This is a genomic window from Pandoraea sp. PE-S2R-1 (genome assembly GCF_002179865.1).
Taxonomy (GTDB): domain Bacteria; phylum Pseudomonadota; class Gammaproteobacteria; order Burkholderiales; family Burkholderiaceae; genus Pandoraea.
The window spans coordinates 105098-119950 of sequence record NZ_NGUR01000008.1; the positions used below are offsets into that span (position 1 = coordinate 105098).

General features: G+C 63.5%; 16 protein-coding genes. 4 read left to right on the forward strand and 12 right to left on the reverse strand.

Annotated elements, in window-relative coordinates:
• Window positions 1-25: 25 nt before the first annotated feature.
• The 6 genes from CDV44_RS07100 to CDV44_RS07125 all read right to left on the reverse strand — a co-directional run bounded on the left by CDV44_RS07100 (window position 26) and on the right by CDV44_RS07125 (window position 6257).
• Window positions 26-727 carry an ABC transporter ATP-binding protein gene (locus tag CDV44_RS07100; protein ID WP_058375566.1) on the reverse strand — a complete coding sequence of 234 codons (702 nt, stop codon included), beginning with the start codon at window positions 725-727 and terminating at the stop codon, window positions 26-28.
• Entirely contained in the window at window positions 727-1494 is a 768-nt protein-coding gene (gene livG / locus CDV44_RS07105) for a high-affinity branched-chain amino acid ABC transporter ATP-binding protein LivG (RefSeq protein WP_058375565.1), read from the reverse strand. The genes CDV44_RS07100 and livG overlap by 1 nt, the downstream gene beginning before the upstream one ends.
• Window positions 1491-2765: a high-affinity branched-chain amino acid ABC transporter permease LivM gene (locus CDV44_RS07110; RefSeq protein WP_058375564.1), complete on the reverse strand. Its 1275-nt coding sequence runs from the start codon at window positions 2763-2765 to the stop codon at window positions 1491-1493. Before CDV44_RS07110 ends, livG begins: the two co-directional genes overlap by 4 nt.
• A gap of 8 nt (window positions 2766-2773) precedes the next feature.
• Entirely contained in the window at window positions 2774-3697 is a 924-nt protein-coding gene (gene livH / locus CDV44_RS07115) for a high-affinity branched-chain amino acid ABC transporter permease LivH (RefSeq protein WP_087687372.1), read from the reverse strand.
• Between the two features lie 104 nt (window positions 3698-3801).
• Window positions 3802-4914 carry a branched-chain amino acid ABC transporter substrate-binding protein gene (locus CDV44_RS07120; protein WP_087687373.1) on the reverse strand — a complete coding sequence of 371 codons (1113 nt, stop codon included), beginning with the start codon at window positions 4912-4914 and terminating at the stop codon, window positions 3802-3804.
• A gap of 437 nt (window positions 4915-5351) precedes the next feature.
• Complete coding sequence (locus tag CDV44_RS07125; RefSeq protein ID WP_087687374.1) at window positions 5352-6257, reverse strand: LysR substrate-binding domain-containing protein; 906 nt, start codon at window positions 6255-6257, stop codon at window positions 5352-5354.
• A gap of 219 nt (window positions 6258-6476) precedes the next feature.
• Between CDV44_RS07125 and CDV44_RS07130 the strand changes: the two genes are divergently transcribed.
• The 3 genes from CDV44_RS07130 to CDV44_RS07140 are packed head-to-tail and all read left to right on the forward strand — an operon-like array spanning window position 6477 to window position 8253.
• Window positions 6477-6686 (forward strand): tautomerase family protein, encoded by a 210-nt coding sequence (locus tag CDV44_RS07130; protein WP_023597244.1) that lies wholly within the window; start codon window positions 6477-6479, stop codon window positions 6684-6686.
• Window positions 6686-7495 (forward strand): 2-keto-4-pentenoate hydratase, encoded by an 810-nt coding sequence (locus CDV44_RS07135; protein WP_087687381.1) that lies wholly within the window; start codon window positions 6686-6688, stop codon window positions 7493-7495. The genes CDV44_RS07130 and CDV44_RS07135 overlap by 1 nt, the downstream gene beginning before the upstream one ends.
• Entirely contained in the window at window positions 7492-8253 is a 762-nt protein-coding gene (locus CDV44_RS07140) for a 2-keto-4-pentenoate hydratase (protein ID WP_058375559.1), read from the forward strand. Before CDV44_RS07135 ends, CDV44_RS07140 begins: the two co-directional genes overlap by 4 nt.
• Before the next feature lie 93 nt (window positions 8254-8346).
• Here CDV44_RS07140 and ribD read toward each other — a convergent pair whose 3' ends face one another.
• The 5 genes from ribD to hemL all read right to left on the reverse strand — a co-directional run bounded on the left by ribD (window position 8347) and on the right by hemL (window position 12997).
• The gene (ribD, locus tag CDV44_RS07145) at window positions 8347-9444 is read right to left on the reverse strand and encodes a bifunctional diaminohydroxyphosphoribosylaminopyrimidine deaminase/5-amino-6-(5-phosphoribosylamino)uracil reductase RibD (RefSeq protein WP_087687382.1); all 1098 of its coding nucleotides are present in this window, start codon (window positions 9442-9444) and stop codon (window positions 8347-8349) included.
• A gap of 6 nt (window positions 9445-9450) precedes the next feature.
• On the reverse strand, window positions 9451-9969 hold the full coding sequence (locus CDV44_RS07150) for a TPM domain-containing protein (protein ID WP_170935881.1): 519 nt from the start codon (window positions 9967-9969) through the stop codon (window positions 9451-9453).
• 27 nt (window positions 9970-9996) lie between these two features.
• Window positions 9997-10962 carry a YgcG family protein gene (locus CDV44_RS07155; protein ID WP_249277434.1) on the reverse strand — a complete coding sequence of 322 codons (966 nt, stop codon included), beginning with the start codon at window positions 10960-10962 and terminating at the stop codon, window positions 9997-9999.
• A gap of 10 nt (window positions 10963-10972) precedes the next feature.
• Complete coding sequence (locus tag CDV44_RS07160; RefSeq protein WP_058379812.1) at window positions 10973-11602, reverse strand: LemA family protein; 630 nt, start codon at window positions 11600-11602, stop codon at window positions 10973-10975.
• Window positions 11603-11692: 90 nt separating this feature from the next.
• Complete coding sequence (gene hemL / locus CDV44_RS07165; RefSeq protein WP_058375556.1) at window positions 11693-12997, reverse strand: glutamate-1-semialdehyde 2,1-aminomutase; 1305 nt, start codon at window positions 12995-12997, stop codon at window positions 11693-11695.
• A 426-nt stretch (window positions 12998-13423) separates the two neighbouring features.
• Here hemL and rnk point away from each other — a divergent pair, with 426 nt between their 5' ends.
• Window positions 13424-13849, forward strand: coding sequence for a nucleoside diphosphate kinase regulator (gene rnk / locus CDV44_RS07170; protein ID WP_058375555.1), 426 nt, complete (start codon window positions 13424-13426; stop codon window positions 13847-13849).
• A gap of 189 nt (window positions 13850-14038) precedes the next feature.
• Here rnk and CDV44_RS07175 read toward each other — a convergent pair whose 3' ends face one another.
• Window positions 14039-14641, reverse strand: coding sequence for a phosphatase PAP2 family protein (locus CDV44_RS07175; RefSeq protein WP_170935882.1), 603 nt, complete (start codon window positions 14639-14641; stop codon window positions 14039-14041).
• Between the last annotated feature and the right edge of the window lie 212 nt (window positions 14642-14853).

A 14853-nucleotide genomic window follows, 5' to 3' on the forward strand; every position in this document is an offset into this window, starting at 1 on the left:
CGCCTTCGCGCGGCGGCTGCACCCATCACGCGCCCAAATACGCGCGCTTGATGTCGTCGTTCGCCAGCAGGTTGTCGGCCGAGTCGGCGAGCACCACGCGTCCGGTTTCGAGCACGTAGCCGCGATCGGCGACGTGCAAGGCCTTGTTCGCGTTCTGCTCCACCAGAAACACCGTCACGCCTTCTTCGCGAATCGTGCGGATGATGTCGAAGATCTGCGCGATCACGAGCGGTGCGAGGCCCAGCGTCGGCTCATCGAGCAGCAGCAGACGTGGGCGGCTCATCAACGCGCGCCCGATGGCAAGCATCTGCTGCTCGCCGCCGGACATCGTCCCCGCGCGTTGCTTGCCGCGCTGCGCCAGCCGCGGAAACAGCTTGAAGACGTGCTCCATGCCCGCTTCGATCTCATGCTTGGACCCGAAAAAGCCGCCCATCTTGAGGTTCTCGATGACGGTCAGACTCGGGAACACGCGACGGCCTTCCGGCGAAATCGCCATGCCCATGCGCATGATTTCGTGCGTCGGGCTGCCGGTGATGTCATTGCCCTCGAACATCACGCGCCCGCTCGACGCGCGCGGCGTGCCGCATACCGTCATCATCAGCGTGGTCTTGCCCGCGCCGTTACTGCCGATGAGCGTGACGATCTCGCCCTTGTTCACTTCGATCGATACGCCCGAGAGCGCTTCGACGGCCCCGTAATGGGTGTGGATCTGTTCCAGCTTCAGCATTATTCCTCCCCGAGGTAGGCCTTGATGACGCGCGGGTCGTTGCGCACCTCGTCGGGCTTGCCGGTCATGATCGGCTTGCCGTGTTCCATCACGAGAATCCGGTCGGAGACACCCATCACGAGACTCATGTCGTGCTCGATCAGCAGCACCGAGATCCCGAACTCATGCCGCAGGTTGTCGACGAGTTGTTGCAACTCGATCTTTTCCTGCGGATTCAGACCGGCAGCCGGTTCGTCCAGCATGAGCAGACGCGGCTCGGTGATCATGCAGCGCGCGATTTCAAGCCGGCGCTGATGTCCGTACGAGAGCGTGCCGGCTTCGCGATTGGCCACGGCTGTCAACCCCAGACGGTCGAGCCAGTGCTTGGCTCGCTCAAGGGCGGTGCGCTCGGCACGGCGGAATGCGCCGGTCGAGAAGAGCCCTTGCAGAAAACCGCTGTGCACGCGCATGTGCTGCGCGACCAGCAGGTTTTCGACTACCGTCAGTTGGCGGAACAGGCGAATGTTCTGGAACGTGCGCACCAGCCCGCGACGCGCCACCATATGGCTCGGCAGCCCCGTGATGTCGCCACCGTCGAGCATGATCGAACCGGCTGTGGGGCGATAGAAACCGCCCACGCAGTTGAACACGGTGGTCTTGCCGGCACCGTTCGGGCCGATCACGGCGAAGATTTCGTTCTTGCGCACGGCGAACTCGACGCCGTCGACAGCCAGCAGACCGCCGAAGCGCATCTGCAAGCCGGAAAGTTTCAACAGGTCTGCACTCATTGCGGCAACTCCACATGCGGGCGAGTGGCGGGCAGCAGGCCCTGCGGACGCCACATCATCATCAGCACCATCACCAGACCGAAGATCAGCATCCGGTACTCGGCAAAACCGCGCGCCACTTCCGGCAACACGGTGAGCAGGATGGCCGCGAGAATCACGCCGACCTGCGAGCCCATGCCGCCCAGCACCACGACGGCGAGAATCAGCGCAGATTCGATGAACGTGAACGACTCGGGCGTTACGAGCCCTTGTCGCGCCGCAAAGAACGCACCGGCCAGCCCCGCGAACGACGCGCCCAGCGTGAACGCCGAGAGCTTGATGCGCGTGGGGTTCAGACCGAGCGAACGGCAGGCGATTTCGTCTTCGCGCAGCGCTTCCCACGCACGGCCGATCGGCATGCGGATCAGGCGGCTGGTGACGAACAGCGTGAAGCCGACGAGTACGAACGCGAGCAGGTACAGGAAGATCACCATGTGCGAGCCGCTGTACGACATCCCCAGCAACTCATGGAAAGTCTTCGCCCCTTCGACGCTCGACGAGCGCGCCATTTCGAAGCCGAACACGCTGGGCTTCGGAATGCCCGACACGCCGTCCGGGCCGCCCGTAATGCTCGTCAGATTGTTGAGCAGCAGGCGGATGATTTCGCCGAAGCCGAGCGTCACGATGGCCAGATAGTCACCGCGCAGACGCAGCACCGGGAAGCCGAGCAGAAAGCCGAACGTTGCCGACATGAGTGCGGCCAGCGGCAGGCATTCCCAGAACGTCAGGCCGAAGTACTGATTGAGCAGCGCATACGTGTAGCCACCGACGGCGTAGAAGCCGACATAGCCCAGATCGAGCAGACCGGCGAAGCCCACCACGATATTCAGGCCGAGACCCAGAATGCAGTAGATGAGCGCCAGCGTTGCCACGTCCACCGCACCGCGCGAGCCGACAAACGGCCACACGAGTCCGATGGCGAGCAGCACCCACATCGCGAGCAGTTGCTGACGGCGGCCCAGCGTGGGCATGGTCGGCAGCTTCACCGCACGCTTGGAGCGCAGCAGCATCGGCTTGATCATCTGGAAGATGAACACGATCGCGGCGGCGATCCACACGGGACGCCAGTGTTGCTCCAGCACGACCTGATAGCCTTCGAGCTTGAGTTGCAGGCCCAGGATGGGGGCCGTGAGGATGATCGTCACGAGCGTGGCGATGACCGCGCCCTTGAGCGTCTCTCCGGCCGGCGCACGGTTGACGGCGCCGGACTTGAGCGTGAGTTGTTGTGTCATGGTCGACCTCAGACTTTCTCGATGTCAGGCTTGCCCAGCAGGCCGGTCGGGCGGAACAGCAGCACCAGCACCAGCAGGCCGAAGGCCACGACATCCTTGTACTCGGAGGGCATGTAGCCCGACGCGAGCGTTTCCGCCAGCCCCAGCAGCACGCCGCCCAGCATGGCGCCGGGAACGCTGCCGATACCGCCGAGCACTGCGGCCGTGAAGGCCTTGATGCCGGCAATGAAGCCGATATACGGATTGAGCTTGCCGATGGTCAGGCCGATCAGCACGCCGCCCACGGCCGCGAGCATGGCGCCGAGGATGAACGTGAACGAGATCACGCGATTCGTATCGATGCCGAGCAGGTTGGCCATGCGCATGTCTTCGGCACACGCGCGGCAGGCACGGCCCATGCGCGAGTTGGCGATGAACAGCGTGAGCGCGATCATCAACGCGAGCGTGACACCCATGATCAGCATGCGAGCGTACGGAATGGTCACGGTGAAGTCGCCCATCGGAATATCGATGGAGCCCGAGATCAGCATCGGCACGGACACGTCACGCGCGCCCTGACCGATCTGCACGTAGTTTTGCAGGAAGATGGACATACCGATCGCGGAGATCAGTGGTCCGAGGCGGGGGCCGCCGCGCAGCGGGCGATACGCCACCCGCTCGATCGCGAAGCCGTAAAGGCCCGTGATCAGCACCGCTACCAGCAGCGCTGCGCCCAGCACGAGGGGCAGGGGATAACCCGCCGACGTACCGATCGCAGTCAGTGTGACAAGCCCGACGTAGGCACCGATCATATAGATCTCGCCGTGGGCAAAGTTGATCATGCCGATGATGCCGTAGACCATTGTGTAGCCAATGGCAATCAACGCGTAGATCGCACCCAGCGTCAGGCCATTGACCAGTTGCTGGGCGAGCTGTGGGAAAAATTCGTTCATGCGGGAAGCCTCGCGACGTGCGGGGGCCGAGCGCGAATGCGCGCCGCCCGCCGGAATCGGCGGGCGGCAGGGGGTGATTCGCTGGCCTTTAAAGCGTCAGGGAATCAGTTGGCGGCCGTCTTGGTCGCGTCTTTGTGCCACGTGTAGACGACGAACTTGAACGACTTCAGATCGCCGGCTGCATCGTAGGACACCTTGCCGATCGGCGTGTCGAACGTGTTCTTGTGCAGGTAGTCGGCAACCTTCTCCGAGTCGGTGCTCTTCGCGCCGGCAATGCTCTTGGCGATCAGTTGCACGCCCGTGTAAGCCGGCATCTGGAACGGACCGTTCGGATCGCGCTTGGCGTCGGCGAATGCCTTCACCAGCTTCGCGTTGGCCGGGTCGGCAGCGAAGTCGGCCGGCAGCGTGACCAGCATGCCTTCCGACGACGGGCCGGCGATAGCCGTCACGTCCTTGTTGCCCACGCCTTCCGGTCCCATGAACGTGGCCTTCACGCCTTGCTCACGTGCCTGGCGCAGCAGCAGACCCATTTCCGGGTGGTAGCCGCCGAAGTACACGAAGTCGACACCTTGCGCCTTGAGCTTGGTGATGACTGCCGAGTAATCCGAGTCGCCGGCGTTGATGCCTTCGAACAGCACGACCGGAATCTTGGCCGCGTCGAGGTCCTTCTTCACCGAGGTGGCGATGCCCTGACCGTACGACTGCTTGTCGTGCAGCACGGCAACCTTCTTCGGCTTGACCTTGTTGATGATGTACTGGGCAGCCGCCGGGCCTTGCTGATCGTCACGACCGATCGTGCGGAAGATGAAGTGGCGCTTCTTGCCTTCGGTCAGTTGCGGGGCCGTGGCCGACGGGGTGATCATCACCACGCCTTCGTTTTCGTAGATGTCCGATGCCGGAATCGTCGAACCCGAGCACACGTGACCGATCACGTACTTGATCTTCTGGCTGACGATCTTGTTGGCGACGGCGACGGCCTGCTTCGGCTCGCATGCATCGTCCATCATGACCGCTTCAAACTTGTTGCCGTTGACGCCACCGGCCGCATTGATTTCTTCAATGGCGGTCAGCGCGCCGGCCTTGACCATGTCGCCGTATTGGGCAACCGAGCCGCTGAACGGACCGGCGATGGCGATTTTGACGGTCTCGGCATTGGCAGCCGTACCAATGAAGGCGAGCGCAGCGGCGACGAACAGGGATTTGTGACGGAACTGCATTGTGGACATCTCCTTGATTTGTATTTTTTTGACTACCCGGGCGTGCGGTGGTCTTAAGCGACTGCTGAACCTGTTTATTCGATCATTCCCACCCCATGAGGTGCGAACGATGCGCCATGTTAGCGTAATACGGAGTCCAATTGGAACCACTATCCCAAGGGGTCTGGAGACCCGCATGGATAAAGGATTTCAAAGGGGTCGGATGACGAATATCGGAGGCGTCACAAGGACACTCCGTAGTACTACGCAGATGGGTGCAGCGCAGCATTTCGACTTGCCGCACAAATCGGGGCCACGATGATTTACGAGACGCCCTAGGACATCAGGACATTTTGGATACAATCTGCTCGCCGATGAAATCCAAAGTTTTTACTTTGCATCCGATTGCGTATATTTCAGCGGCCTTGTTTTCAGTGCGGACATCACCCGTCGCAGCCTCACATCGTCAGCGCGTGCCGTTGATTTCTCGACTGCCGGATCAGCGCCAGAAATGCGGCAAGAATCGGCGACGTGTCGTCGCGCCGGTACATGCAGTTCAGTTCAATGGAGCGCAGGCGCTGCGACTTGAGCGGCCGGTACACCACACCGGGCAGGCGCAGGTTCGCCGCAGACTCCGTCGTCACGCAAATTCCGAAGCGGCTCGCGACCAGCGCGATCGACGTCACCACGTCCTCTGCCTCCTGCTCGACGCGTAGCGTCACTCCCTCCGCACGAAAGGCCGCCGTCACTTCTTCGGCCAAGCCCGGCATCGGTGCGTTCGGATAAAGAATCATTCGTTCGTTATCGAGATCGGCGAGCGAGAGCGAAGTTCGCTTGCATAGCGGATGCCCTTCGTAGAGCGCCACGAGAAATGGCTCGCGATGAATCCAGTCGACGGCGATGTCGGGCTCGTCCGGAATCAGGCGGTTGAAGCCGATGGCGATACGGCGCTCGCGAAGCGCGGCGATCTGCTCGGCTTTCGACAGGTTATGCAGCCCGATCTTCACCTCGGGCCGGGCGGTGTGAAAGTTGGCCAGCAGGCGCGGAATCACATTGAGAATGCCCGAGCTGAAGATACCGACGTCGAGCCGCCCGATATAGCCTTCGCCGGCCAGACGCGTCTGTTCTTCCGCGCGCCGGGCAAGCGACAGGATGTTGGGCACCTCGGCGAGCAGCGTTTCGCCCGCTGCCGTGAGCGTCGCGCCCTTGGGGGTGCGCACGAACAACTGCGTGCCCAGTTGCGCTTCGAGCGCCTGAATGTGCCGCGTGAGCGGTGGCTGCGCCATGTTCAGCCGCTCGGCGGCGCGTCCGAAATTGCCTTCCTCGGCCACAGCGAGGAAGTACCGCATCTGCTTGATGTCCATGAATACCCCTGTCGCGATGGGCATTGGCCGCCTTCATGGCGGATGTCAGCCTCAACGCTCAATCCAAACTCAATACCGAAAAGGTATCAGATTCTGGAAAAACGGTATTGGACGGTATCTCGTTGCGCGCGCATCATTGCCCGTCGAAGCCGCTCGTTTCAGCTGCGCGTTATAGCGACGAGTTACAGCATCAATGCGGCAATTTCCGAGGACAGGGTCATGCCTATCGTACATATCAATCTGGTGGAAGGTCGCGACGACGCCACCGTGAAAGCCTGCGTCAAGGCCGTGGCACGCACCGTGCACGAGACGCTTGGCGCACCGCTCGAATCGATTCGCGTCTATGCGACGCAGGTCCCCGCCGCCCACTGGGCCGTGGGTGAGCGCACCAAGGACGAGCCGGCCGCACCGGCCAAGGCGGGCGCGTAATGGCGACGGACAAGCAACGTTTGCAAGCGGCCGCCGACGCCCTCGTCGAAGCCGAACGGTCACGCCACTTCATCGCCCCGCTGCGCGAGACTTTCGCGCCGCTGTCGATCGAAGATGCCTATGCCATCCAGCGCATCAACACCGAGCGCCGTCTCGCTGCGGGTCGCCGCATCGTTGGCTGCAAGATCGGCCTGACGTCGGTGGCTGTGCAAAAGCAGCTTGGCGTGGACCAGCCCGATTTCGGCCTGTTGTTCGACGACATGGGCTATGGCGACGGCGAACCGATTCCTGTGTCGATTCTCACGCAGCCGAAGATCGAAGCCGAGATCGCCTTCGTGATCGGGCGCGATCTGAATGTCGAGAACCCGGGCCAGCTCGATGTGCTGAACGCCATCGAATATGCGTTGCCCGCACTCGAAATCGTGGGCAGCCGCGTGGCTGACTGGAATATCCGTATCACCGACACCATCGCCGACAACGCCTCGTCGTCGGCCTATGTGCTCGGCAACACGCCGAAGAAGCTCTCCGAGTTCGACGTGCGCCTGTGCGGCATGGTGATGGAGCGTCGCGGCGAACCCGTCTCCGTGGGCGCCGGTGCCGCGTGTCTGGGCAGCCCGATCAACGCGGTGGTGTGGCTGGCCCGCACGATGGCCGCCGTGGGCACGCCGCTCAAGGCGGGCGATCTGGTGCTCTCCGGCGCACTCGGCCCGATGGCGGCCGTCACGCCGGGCGACATCTTCGAGACCCGTATCAACGGCCTGGGCTCGGTCCGCGCCGTGTTTGAACCCGCCAGCGAGGCCGCACGATGAGCCATATTCAGGATTACGCCAAGCTGCTCGACGACGCCGCGCATCACGCGCACGAGGTCGAACAGTTCGATACCGACAACCGCCTCTCGCTCGACGATGCGTACGCCATTCAGGCTGCCTCGCTGGCTCGGCGTGCCGCGCGCGGCGAGACGCGTGTCGGCGTGAAGATGGGCTTCACCAGCCGCGCCAAGATGGTCCAGATGGGCCTCTCGGACGTGATCTGGGGCCGTCTGACGTCGGGCATGCAAGTGGAAGAGGGCACGGCCATCGACTTCAAGCGCTTTGTGCATCCGCGCGTCGAACCCGAGATCGCTTTCATTCTGAAGAAGCCGCTGGAGGGCAACGTGACCGGCCCGCAGGCACTGGCTGCGGTCGAAGCGATTGCGCCGGCCATCGAGATCATCGACTCGCGCTACAAGGACTTCAAGTTCACGTTGCCGGAAGTGATCGCGGACAACGCCTCGTCGAGCGGTTTCGTGATCGGCGCATGGCACGACCCGCGCACGGATTTCTCGAATCTGGGGCTGGCGATGACGATCAACGGCCGTACGGTGCAGGTCGGCTCGACGGCGGCGCTGCTCGGTCATCCGCTGCGCTCGCTGGTCGCGGCGGCACGTCTGTCGGCTGCTGCCGGTGAGCCGCTGCAAGCCGGCTGGATCGTGATGGCAGGCGGCGCAACGCCGGCCGAGTACATCAAGCCGGGGCAGTACGTGTCGGTGGAAATGGAAAAGCTGGGCAGCGTGGGCTTCCACGTCTGAGCGTCAGCCCGACGAAACCACGAAGCGGTTGAATGAAAAAGCGGGGCGTGTCACATCGACACGCCCCGCTTTTCGTTTGCCTATTGCGTTGTCTTAGGTCCGCTTGATGCGCGCCATGACGCGCAGATCGCCCTCGATCATCCGCACGTCCGAAAACGTGAGGGGGATCTTGTCGTCGAGCGACGTGAGCGCGGGCAGATTGAACATGCCTTGGGCGTCGCCGACGATGCAGGGGGCGAAATACGCCAGCAGTTCATCCACGCAGTGCTCGCGCAGCAATGACCCGTTGAGCTTGAAGCCCGCTTCCACGTGCAGTTCGTTGATCTGCCGCTCGCCAAGCGCACGCATGAGCGCCGGGAGTTCGACCTTGCCGCTGGCGTTGGGCAAGTCGAGCACATCGATGCCGTGATCGCGCAGGCGTGCCACACGCGCTTCGTCGCCGTTTGCACAAACCACGAGCGCGTTGCCGTCGGCAAGCACTTTGGCGGTCAGTGAAATATCCAGCCGCGAGTCGACGATGATGCGCAGCGGCTGACGCGGCGTCGGCACTTCACGCACGGTGAGCGACGGATCGTCTTCACGCACCGTGCCGATGCCCGTGAGAATCGCGCAAGCGCGGGCGCGCCATGCATGGCCGTCGGCGCGTGCGGCAGGCCCGGTCAGCCATTGACTCACGCCGTTGTGCAGCGCGGTCTTGCCGTCGAGGCTGGCGGCCACTTTCATGCGCACCCACGGCGTGCCGCGCGTCATGCGCGCGACAAACCCGATATTTAGTTCGCGCGCTTCCTGTTCGAGCAACCCGCAGCGCACTTCGATACCGGCATCGCGCAACATCGTCAGGCCGCGCCCGGCGACGAGCGGATTCGGATCTTCCATCGCGGCGATCACGCGCTTGACACCGGCTTCGATCAAGCCTTTTGCGCACGGCGGTGTGCGTCCGTAATGGCTGCACGGCTCCAACGTGACGTAGGCTGTGGCGTCGCGCAGTGATTCGCCGCGCGTGCGGGCGTCCTTCATGGCCTGCACTTCGGCGTGGTCCTGACCCGCCGGCTGTGTGAAGCCTTCGCCGATCACCCGGCCTTCGTTGACGATCACACACCCCACGCGCGGATTCGGCGCGGTGGTGAACATGCCGCGCTCGGCCAGAGCCAGCGCGCGGCGCATGTAAGCAAAATCCTGTTCCGAGAACATGGTCCGTCAGATCATCAGCGGCCGGTCGGTCAAGGCATTGTCCGGGGCCGCGCCGGCATGCGCCGGCAGGTGTTCGCGCGCAATGCCGCGCAAGGTGTTCAGAGCGTCGAGCACGCTCGGAACATACTGATCGTCACGAAAACCGGCGCTCATCTGCGCGACCACGGTGTCCCACGTGCGCGGTGCCACCAGCGCATTGACACCCTTGTCGGCGATCAGCTCGATATCGTGATCGGCAATGTTGATGTAAAGCAGAATGCCGGTCCGGTCGCCCGTGTGGGCAATGCCGAGCTGGCGGAACAACTGCAAGGCGCGCTGCCGGCAGGTGTGGCCCTGCCAGACGGCGCCGAGCGGCATCGCCGCTTCGATCACCAGACGAATCTCGCAGCGATGATCGGCTTCCGAATCGCGAATCGCAGCTTCGAGCGTATCGAGCGCCTTATCCGAGAACAGCCAGCGGGCGTGCGCGCGCCACGTGCCGAGATGGCGCAGCCAGCGCGAGAGATTGTGTTGCCGATGTTGCATCGCGATTTCCTCGTGTGCCATCGCCGTTCACCAGTTCCCTGACGAGCCGCCGCCATCGAAACCGCCGCCGCCTCCGCCGCCAAATCCACCGCCGCCACCGCTATCGTCACCGCCGCCGCGTCCCCAGCCGCCAAGGCCACCCAAACCGCCTAAGCCGCCGCCGATACCGCCACCCAGTCCGCCGCCAAAGCCACCCGGGCCGATACGGCCACGCTGGCCGGTCAGCACGCGCGAGCGCGGGTCGTTCGGATCGCTCAGGGCGCCGGGCAGGCCCGGGCCTTTGAAGCGCCGGCGGCTTTCCATGATCACCACCATCGCGATGATGAAGACGATGAACAGCAGCGGCAGAAAGTCGGAAAGATTGGAGTGCGGCGCACGCGTAGACGGCAATTGCGGTGCCGGCAGCGCTTCGTTGTTGATCGCCGCTTCCACCGCAGCCACACCGGCGGCCAGACCGCCAAAGAAGTCGCCATTGCGGAAGTACGGTGCCATCACGTCGCGCAGAATACGCCCGGAAATGGCATCGGTGAGTGAGCCTTGCACGCCGCGCCCGACTTCGATGCGCATCTTGCGCAAGTCGTTCGGATTGTCTTTCGCGATGAGCATGATCACGCCGTCGTCCACACCCTTGCGACCGGCTTTCCACGCATCGGCGACCCGAATGCTGTACTGGTCGATCGTCTCGGGCGCCGTCGTCGGCACCATCAGCACGAAGATCTGGCTGCCGCGCTGTTGTTCGTACTGAGCGAGCTGGGTCTCGAGCGCATTGCGTTGCTCGGGGGTGAGCGTGCCGGTCAGGTCGGTCACGCGCGCAGTGAGCGCAGGCACCGCGACGAGCGATTCGGCACCGGCCGGCAGCGCCAGCCAGCACAGACAGGCAAGGGCCAGCGCCCACAGCAGGCGCGCGAGCCCGCGCCCGAGTGAAGGCGCTGAGGCCGTGAGGCCAGACAGGCCCCACGATTGCAACGAACGACGCATCAGGACGTCAGCCATGGCCCGATCCTCAGAACTTGACCGTCGGCGCCGTCGAAATCGCCTTCTCGTTCTCGACCGTGAAGTTCGGCTTCGGTCCGTAGCCGAACATCTTGGCGGTGAGGTTGTTCGGGAACTGACGTACGTACACGTTGTAGTCCTGCACCGACTGGATGTAGCGGTTGCGCGCCACGGTAATGCGGTTTTCGGTGCCTTCCAGTTGCGATTGCAGATCGCGGAACAGACCATCGGCCTTCAGGTTCGGATAGTTCTCCGAGACCGCCATCAAGCGCGAGAGCGCGCCCGAGAGTTCGCCCTGCGCCTGCTGGAAGCGCTTGAATGCGTCCGGGTCGTTGAGCGTTTCCGGCGTGACCGTAATGCTCGTCGCCTTGGCGCGCGCGTTGATCACGTCGGTGAGCGTGGTCTGCTCGTGCGTGGCGTAGCCCTTGACCGTGTTCACCAGATTCGGCACCAGATCGGCGCGGCGCTGATATTGGTTGACGACTTCGCTCCACGCGGCCTTGACGGCTTCGTCCTTGACCTGAATGTCGTTGTAGCCGCAGGCGGAGAGGAACGACGTGAGGAATGCCAGCGCCAGCCAGCGTGCGAACGTGCCGCGACGGGCGGCGAACGTCTGACGGAACTTTGTCGGCAGCAGCATGAGCATGATGTGTGTCCTTGTTTTAGCAGGAGTGAATCGTTATGTAATGCGGCAACAAATGCGGTAATGCAGTCACGGATCGCGCCCCGCTCAGGCGATGGTCTTGAACGCAGCACGGGCGGCGTCGAGGGTCGCTTCGAGCACGGTATCGTCGTGCGTGGCAGAGACGAAGCCTGCTTCGAACGCGCTCGGCGCCAGATAGACGCCGCGATCGAGCATGGCATGGAAGAACTTGTTGAAGCGCGGCACGTCGGACGTGGTCACTTCGGCGAAGCTCGCGGGCACGTTGGCGCGGAAGTAGAGACCGAACATGCCGCCGACGCTGTCGCCAGAGAACGGCACGCCCGCCTCTTGTGCGGCGTCGACCAGACCGGCGACCAGCTTCGAGGTGCGCTTGGACAGGTCTTCATAGAAGCCGGGCGCCTGAATCAGCTTGAGTGTGGCGAGGCCCGCAGCGACAGCGAGCGGGTTGCCCGAGAGCGTGCCTGCCTGATAGACGCCGCCAAGCGGTGCCAGATGCGCCATGATGTCGCGGCGTCCACCGAAGGCTGCCGCCGGCATGCCGCCGCCAATGACCTTGCCCAGACACGTCAGGTCGGCGGTAATGCCGTACAGCGCCTGCGCACCGCCCAGACCCACGCGGAACCCGCACATCACTTCATCGAAAATCAGCACGGCGCCGTGCGCGGTGCAGAGCTCACGCAGCGTTTGCAGGAAGTTGCGCGAACCGCGCACGAGATTCATGTTGCCGGCGACCGGCTCCACGATCACCGCACCGATCTCGCCGCCTTGTTGCGCGAACAGTTCGCGCAGTTGCTCGACGTTGTTGTACTCCAGCACGAGCGTGTCGCGCGTTACTTCGGGCGGCACGCCGGCTGAGGACGGCGCGTTGCGCGTCGAATCGGCAAACGTCAGCAGGCCCGACCCGGCCTTGACCAGCAGGCTGTCGGCGTGGCCGTGATAGCAGCCCTCAAACTTGACGATCTTGTTGCGGCCCGTGAATCCGCGTGCCAGACGCAGCGCGCTCATCGTCGCCTCGGTGCCCGAAGACACCAGACGCACCTGCTCGATGGAGGGCACCAGACGGCAGATTTCTTCGGCCATGACGACTTCGCCTTCGGTCGGGGCGCCGAAGCTGAAGCCCTGTGCCATGGCCGTTTGCACGGCGGCGACCACTTCCGGATGCAGGTGACCCACGATCATCGGGCCCCACGAGCCGATGTAATCGATGAAGCGCGTGCCTTCGGCATCCCACATGTACGGACCTTGTGCACGGGCGATGAAGCGCGGCGTGCCGCCGACCGAGCGAAACGCGCGGACCGGCGAGTTCACGCCGCCGGGAATGGTTTGCTGGGCGCGTTCAAAAAGGGCGTCGTTCGTAGTGTGTGCGGACATGACTTCTGCTTTACCTGATGAGGCCGGCTTGGCGATGCGCGGCGGCGTACGGCGGGTGCACTGTGCAGGCGGTACGTCGGGCGTCGGTTCGCCGGCGTTGAAGAGGGAGAATACGCCGCGCCGATGACCGGCATTTGTCGCGCAGCACCCGCGTCATGCAGGGCGCGCGGGCAGGTGTCGGTCAGCGGCGTCGAATGCGTCGATTCTATCGGAACCGGGCCCACTCGGGCCAATATGCCCCGCTTGCAGCCCGCTTGCAGCCCGCTTGGAGCCCCTGTGCCGCCTCTGTGAGCCCCGTGTGACGGTGCCCGATGCACGCGCCGGCCCGGCTGGCAAGGGCTTCTCGCGGCGCGGGGCTTCTGTTAGATTGAAGGCCAACCTTTCAACCGATTTACCCAACGCTCAAGGAAAAACAAGGCCATCGACATGTCCACCGTCAATTCGCAACGTCCCCCGATCACTGTCTCGACTCTCGACCTTGACCGCCTCGAAGCGCTCATGGCGCAGGCCCCGCGCGCGGCATTGCCGTATGTGGAGGCACTCGAAACAGAGCTCGCCCGGGCGAGTGTCGTCGAACCCGAGCAAATGCCGGCCGACGTCGCCACGATGAATTCGGTGTTGCGCTACCGTGATCTCGCCACGCAGCAGGAGCATCGCGTGACGCTCGTCTATCCGCAGCATCTGGCGGCCACGGAAGGCGGTATTTCGGTACTGGCCCCGGTCGGCAGCGCGCTGCTCGGCCTGCGTATCGGTGAGTCGATTCACTGGCAAGTGCCGGGCGGCCACCTGATCGAGCTGGAATTGCTCGGCATCGATTACCAGCCTGAAGCCGCTGGCGAGTACCACCGCTAAATCACATCTCCGCAGCACCATTGGGAGATTCGGATCTCCCGAGTCTCCCAACTCTCTTCCGCAGTTCCGCAGTTTCCCGGTAGTTTTCCCGCAGTGCCCTCGCAGGTCCCGCCGAACATCCCCGCCGTACCGTTGTGTTTTCTCGCGAAACGTTTGCCGTCTTACGCGACTTAAGCCTTAACTTAAGCCTTAACGACGCAGCCAGCCGCGCGCAATCGGCCAAGCCAGCAAGCGTCGATAAATGCCTTCGAAGATGGCGGCCACGATGCGGCTCGTCTCACGTGCCGACGCCGTGCGCATGATGAGTGCGACCACGATCGAGACGCAGAACCCGCCGAGCATGTCGAGCGGCCAATGCACGCCCAGATAGACGCGCGCCCAGCAAACCGGCAGTGCGCACAGCAACAGCAACTTGCCGAGCCCGCGCGGCGAGCGAGCGGCCGTGCCCATCAGCACGAAGGCCGACGCGAACATGATCGAGGCATGGTTGCTCGGGAACGCGCTCGTGGGCGCGTGGGGCAGCAGATTGGTGCCCAGACCGACGACAAACGGGCGCGGCTCAAACCAAGCCAGCCCGATCACGAAGTTGATCAGCAGGACCAACCCCACGCCCAGCAGGCCGTGGACCGCGCCTTCGCGATCGCGCCCCCCCGCCAGCCAGAGCATGACGAGACCGGCCGGCAGCAGCAGGATCAGGTATTTGGCGAGGAAGATGGCAATGGCCAGTTCACCGTCGCTGACAGCCGGCGAGGCGTTGATGGCCAGAAAGAGGGCGCGATTGAGTTGTTCCATAGGGCGTCGAGGGGCGAGAAGTCCGCACCGGAGACCCGTGGCAAAACGCTGGCTGAAATCTGGGTTGAAACCCTTGAGCCGGCGCATCGACGGCCGCCGGCAGGCGGTTTATGACGAAAGCATGACAGATTCTGGACGAACCCCGGCGCGGAGGAAAGCCGCTTTTGTCATCATTTTGTAACACGTTGATTTGTCACTTTTCTTTCGACGCA

Bases quoted from the DNA above. Each gene is read 5' to 3' on its own strand.
- CDV44_RS07100 (WP_058375566.1), bottom strand. From the start codon at position 727: ATGCTGAAGCTGGAACAGATCCACACCCATTACGGGGCCGTCGAAGCG.
- livG (WP_058375565.1), bottom strand. From the start codon at position 1,494: ATGAGTGCAGACCTGTTGAAACTTTCCGGCTTGCAGATGCGCTTCGGC.
- CDV44_RS07110 (WP_058375564.1), bottom strand. From the start codon at position 2,765: ATGACACAACAACTCACGCTCAAGTCCGGCGCCGTCAACCGTGCGCCG.
- livH (WP_087687372.1), bottom strand. From the start codon at position 3,697: ATGAACGAATTTTTCCCACAGCTCGCCCAGCAACTGGTCAATGGCCTG.
- CDV44_RS07120 (WP_087687373.1), bottom strand. From the start codon at position 4,914: ATGCAGTTCCGTCACAAATCCCTGTTCGTCGCCGCTGCGCTCGCCTTC.
- CDV44_RS07125 (WP_087687374.1), bottom strand. From the start codon at position 6,257: ATGGACATCAAGCAGATGCGGTACTTCCTCGCTGTGGCCGAGGAAGGC.
- CDV44_RS07130 (WP_023597244.1), top strand. From the start codon at position 6,477: ATGCCTATCGTACATATCAATCTGGTGGAAGGTCGCGACGACGCCACC.
- CDV44_RS07135 (WP_087687381.1), top strand. From the start codon at position 6,686: ATGGCGACGGACAAGCAACGTTTGCAAGCGGCCGCCGACGCCCTCGTC.
- CDV44_RS07140 (WP_058375559.1), top strand. From the start codon at position 7,492: ATGAGCCATATTCAGGATTACGCCAAGCTGCTCGACGACGCCGCGCAT.
- ribD (WP_087687382.1), bottom strand. From the start codon at position 9,444: ATGTTCTCGGAACAGGATTTTGCTTACATGCGCCGCGCGCTGGCTCTG.
- CDV44_RS07150 (WP_170935881.1), bottom strand. From the start codon at position 9,969: ATGCAACATCGGCAACACAATCTCTCGCGCTGGCTGCGCCATCTCGGC.
- CDV44_RS07155 (WP_249277434.1), bottom strand. From the start codon at position 10,962: ATGGCTGACGTCCTGATGCGTCGTTCGTTGCAATCGTGGGGCCTGTCT.
- CDV44_RS07160 (WP_058379812.1), bottom strand. From the start codon at position 11,602: ATGCTGCTGCCGACAAAGTTCCGTCAGACGTTCGCCGCCCGTCGCGGC.
- hemL (WP_058375556.1), bottom strand. From the start codon at position 12,997: ATGTCCGCACACACTACGAACGACGCCCTTTTTGAACGCGCCCAGCAA.
- rnk (WP_058375555.1), top strand. From the start codon at position 13,424: ATGTCCACCGTCAATTCGCAACGTCCCCCGATCACTGTCTCGACTCTC.
- CDV44_RS07175 (WP_170935882.1), bottom strand. From the start codon at position 14,641: ATGGAACAACTCAATCGCGCCCTCTTTCTGGCCATCAACGCCTCGCCG.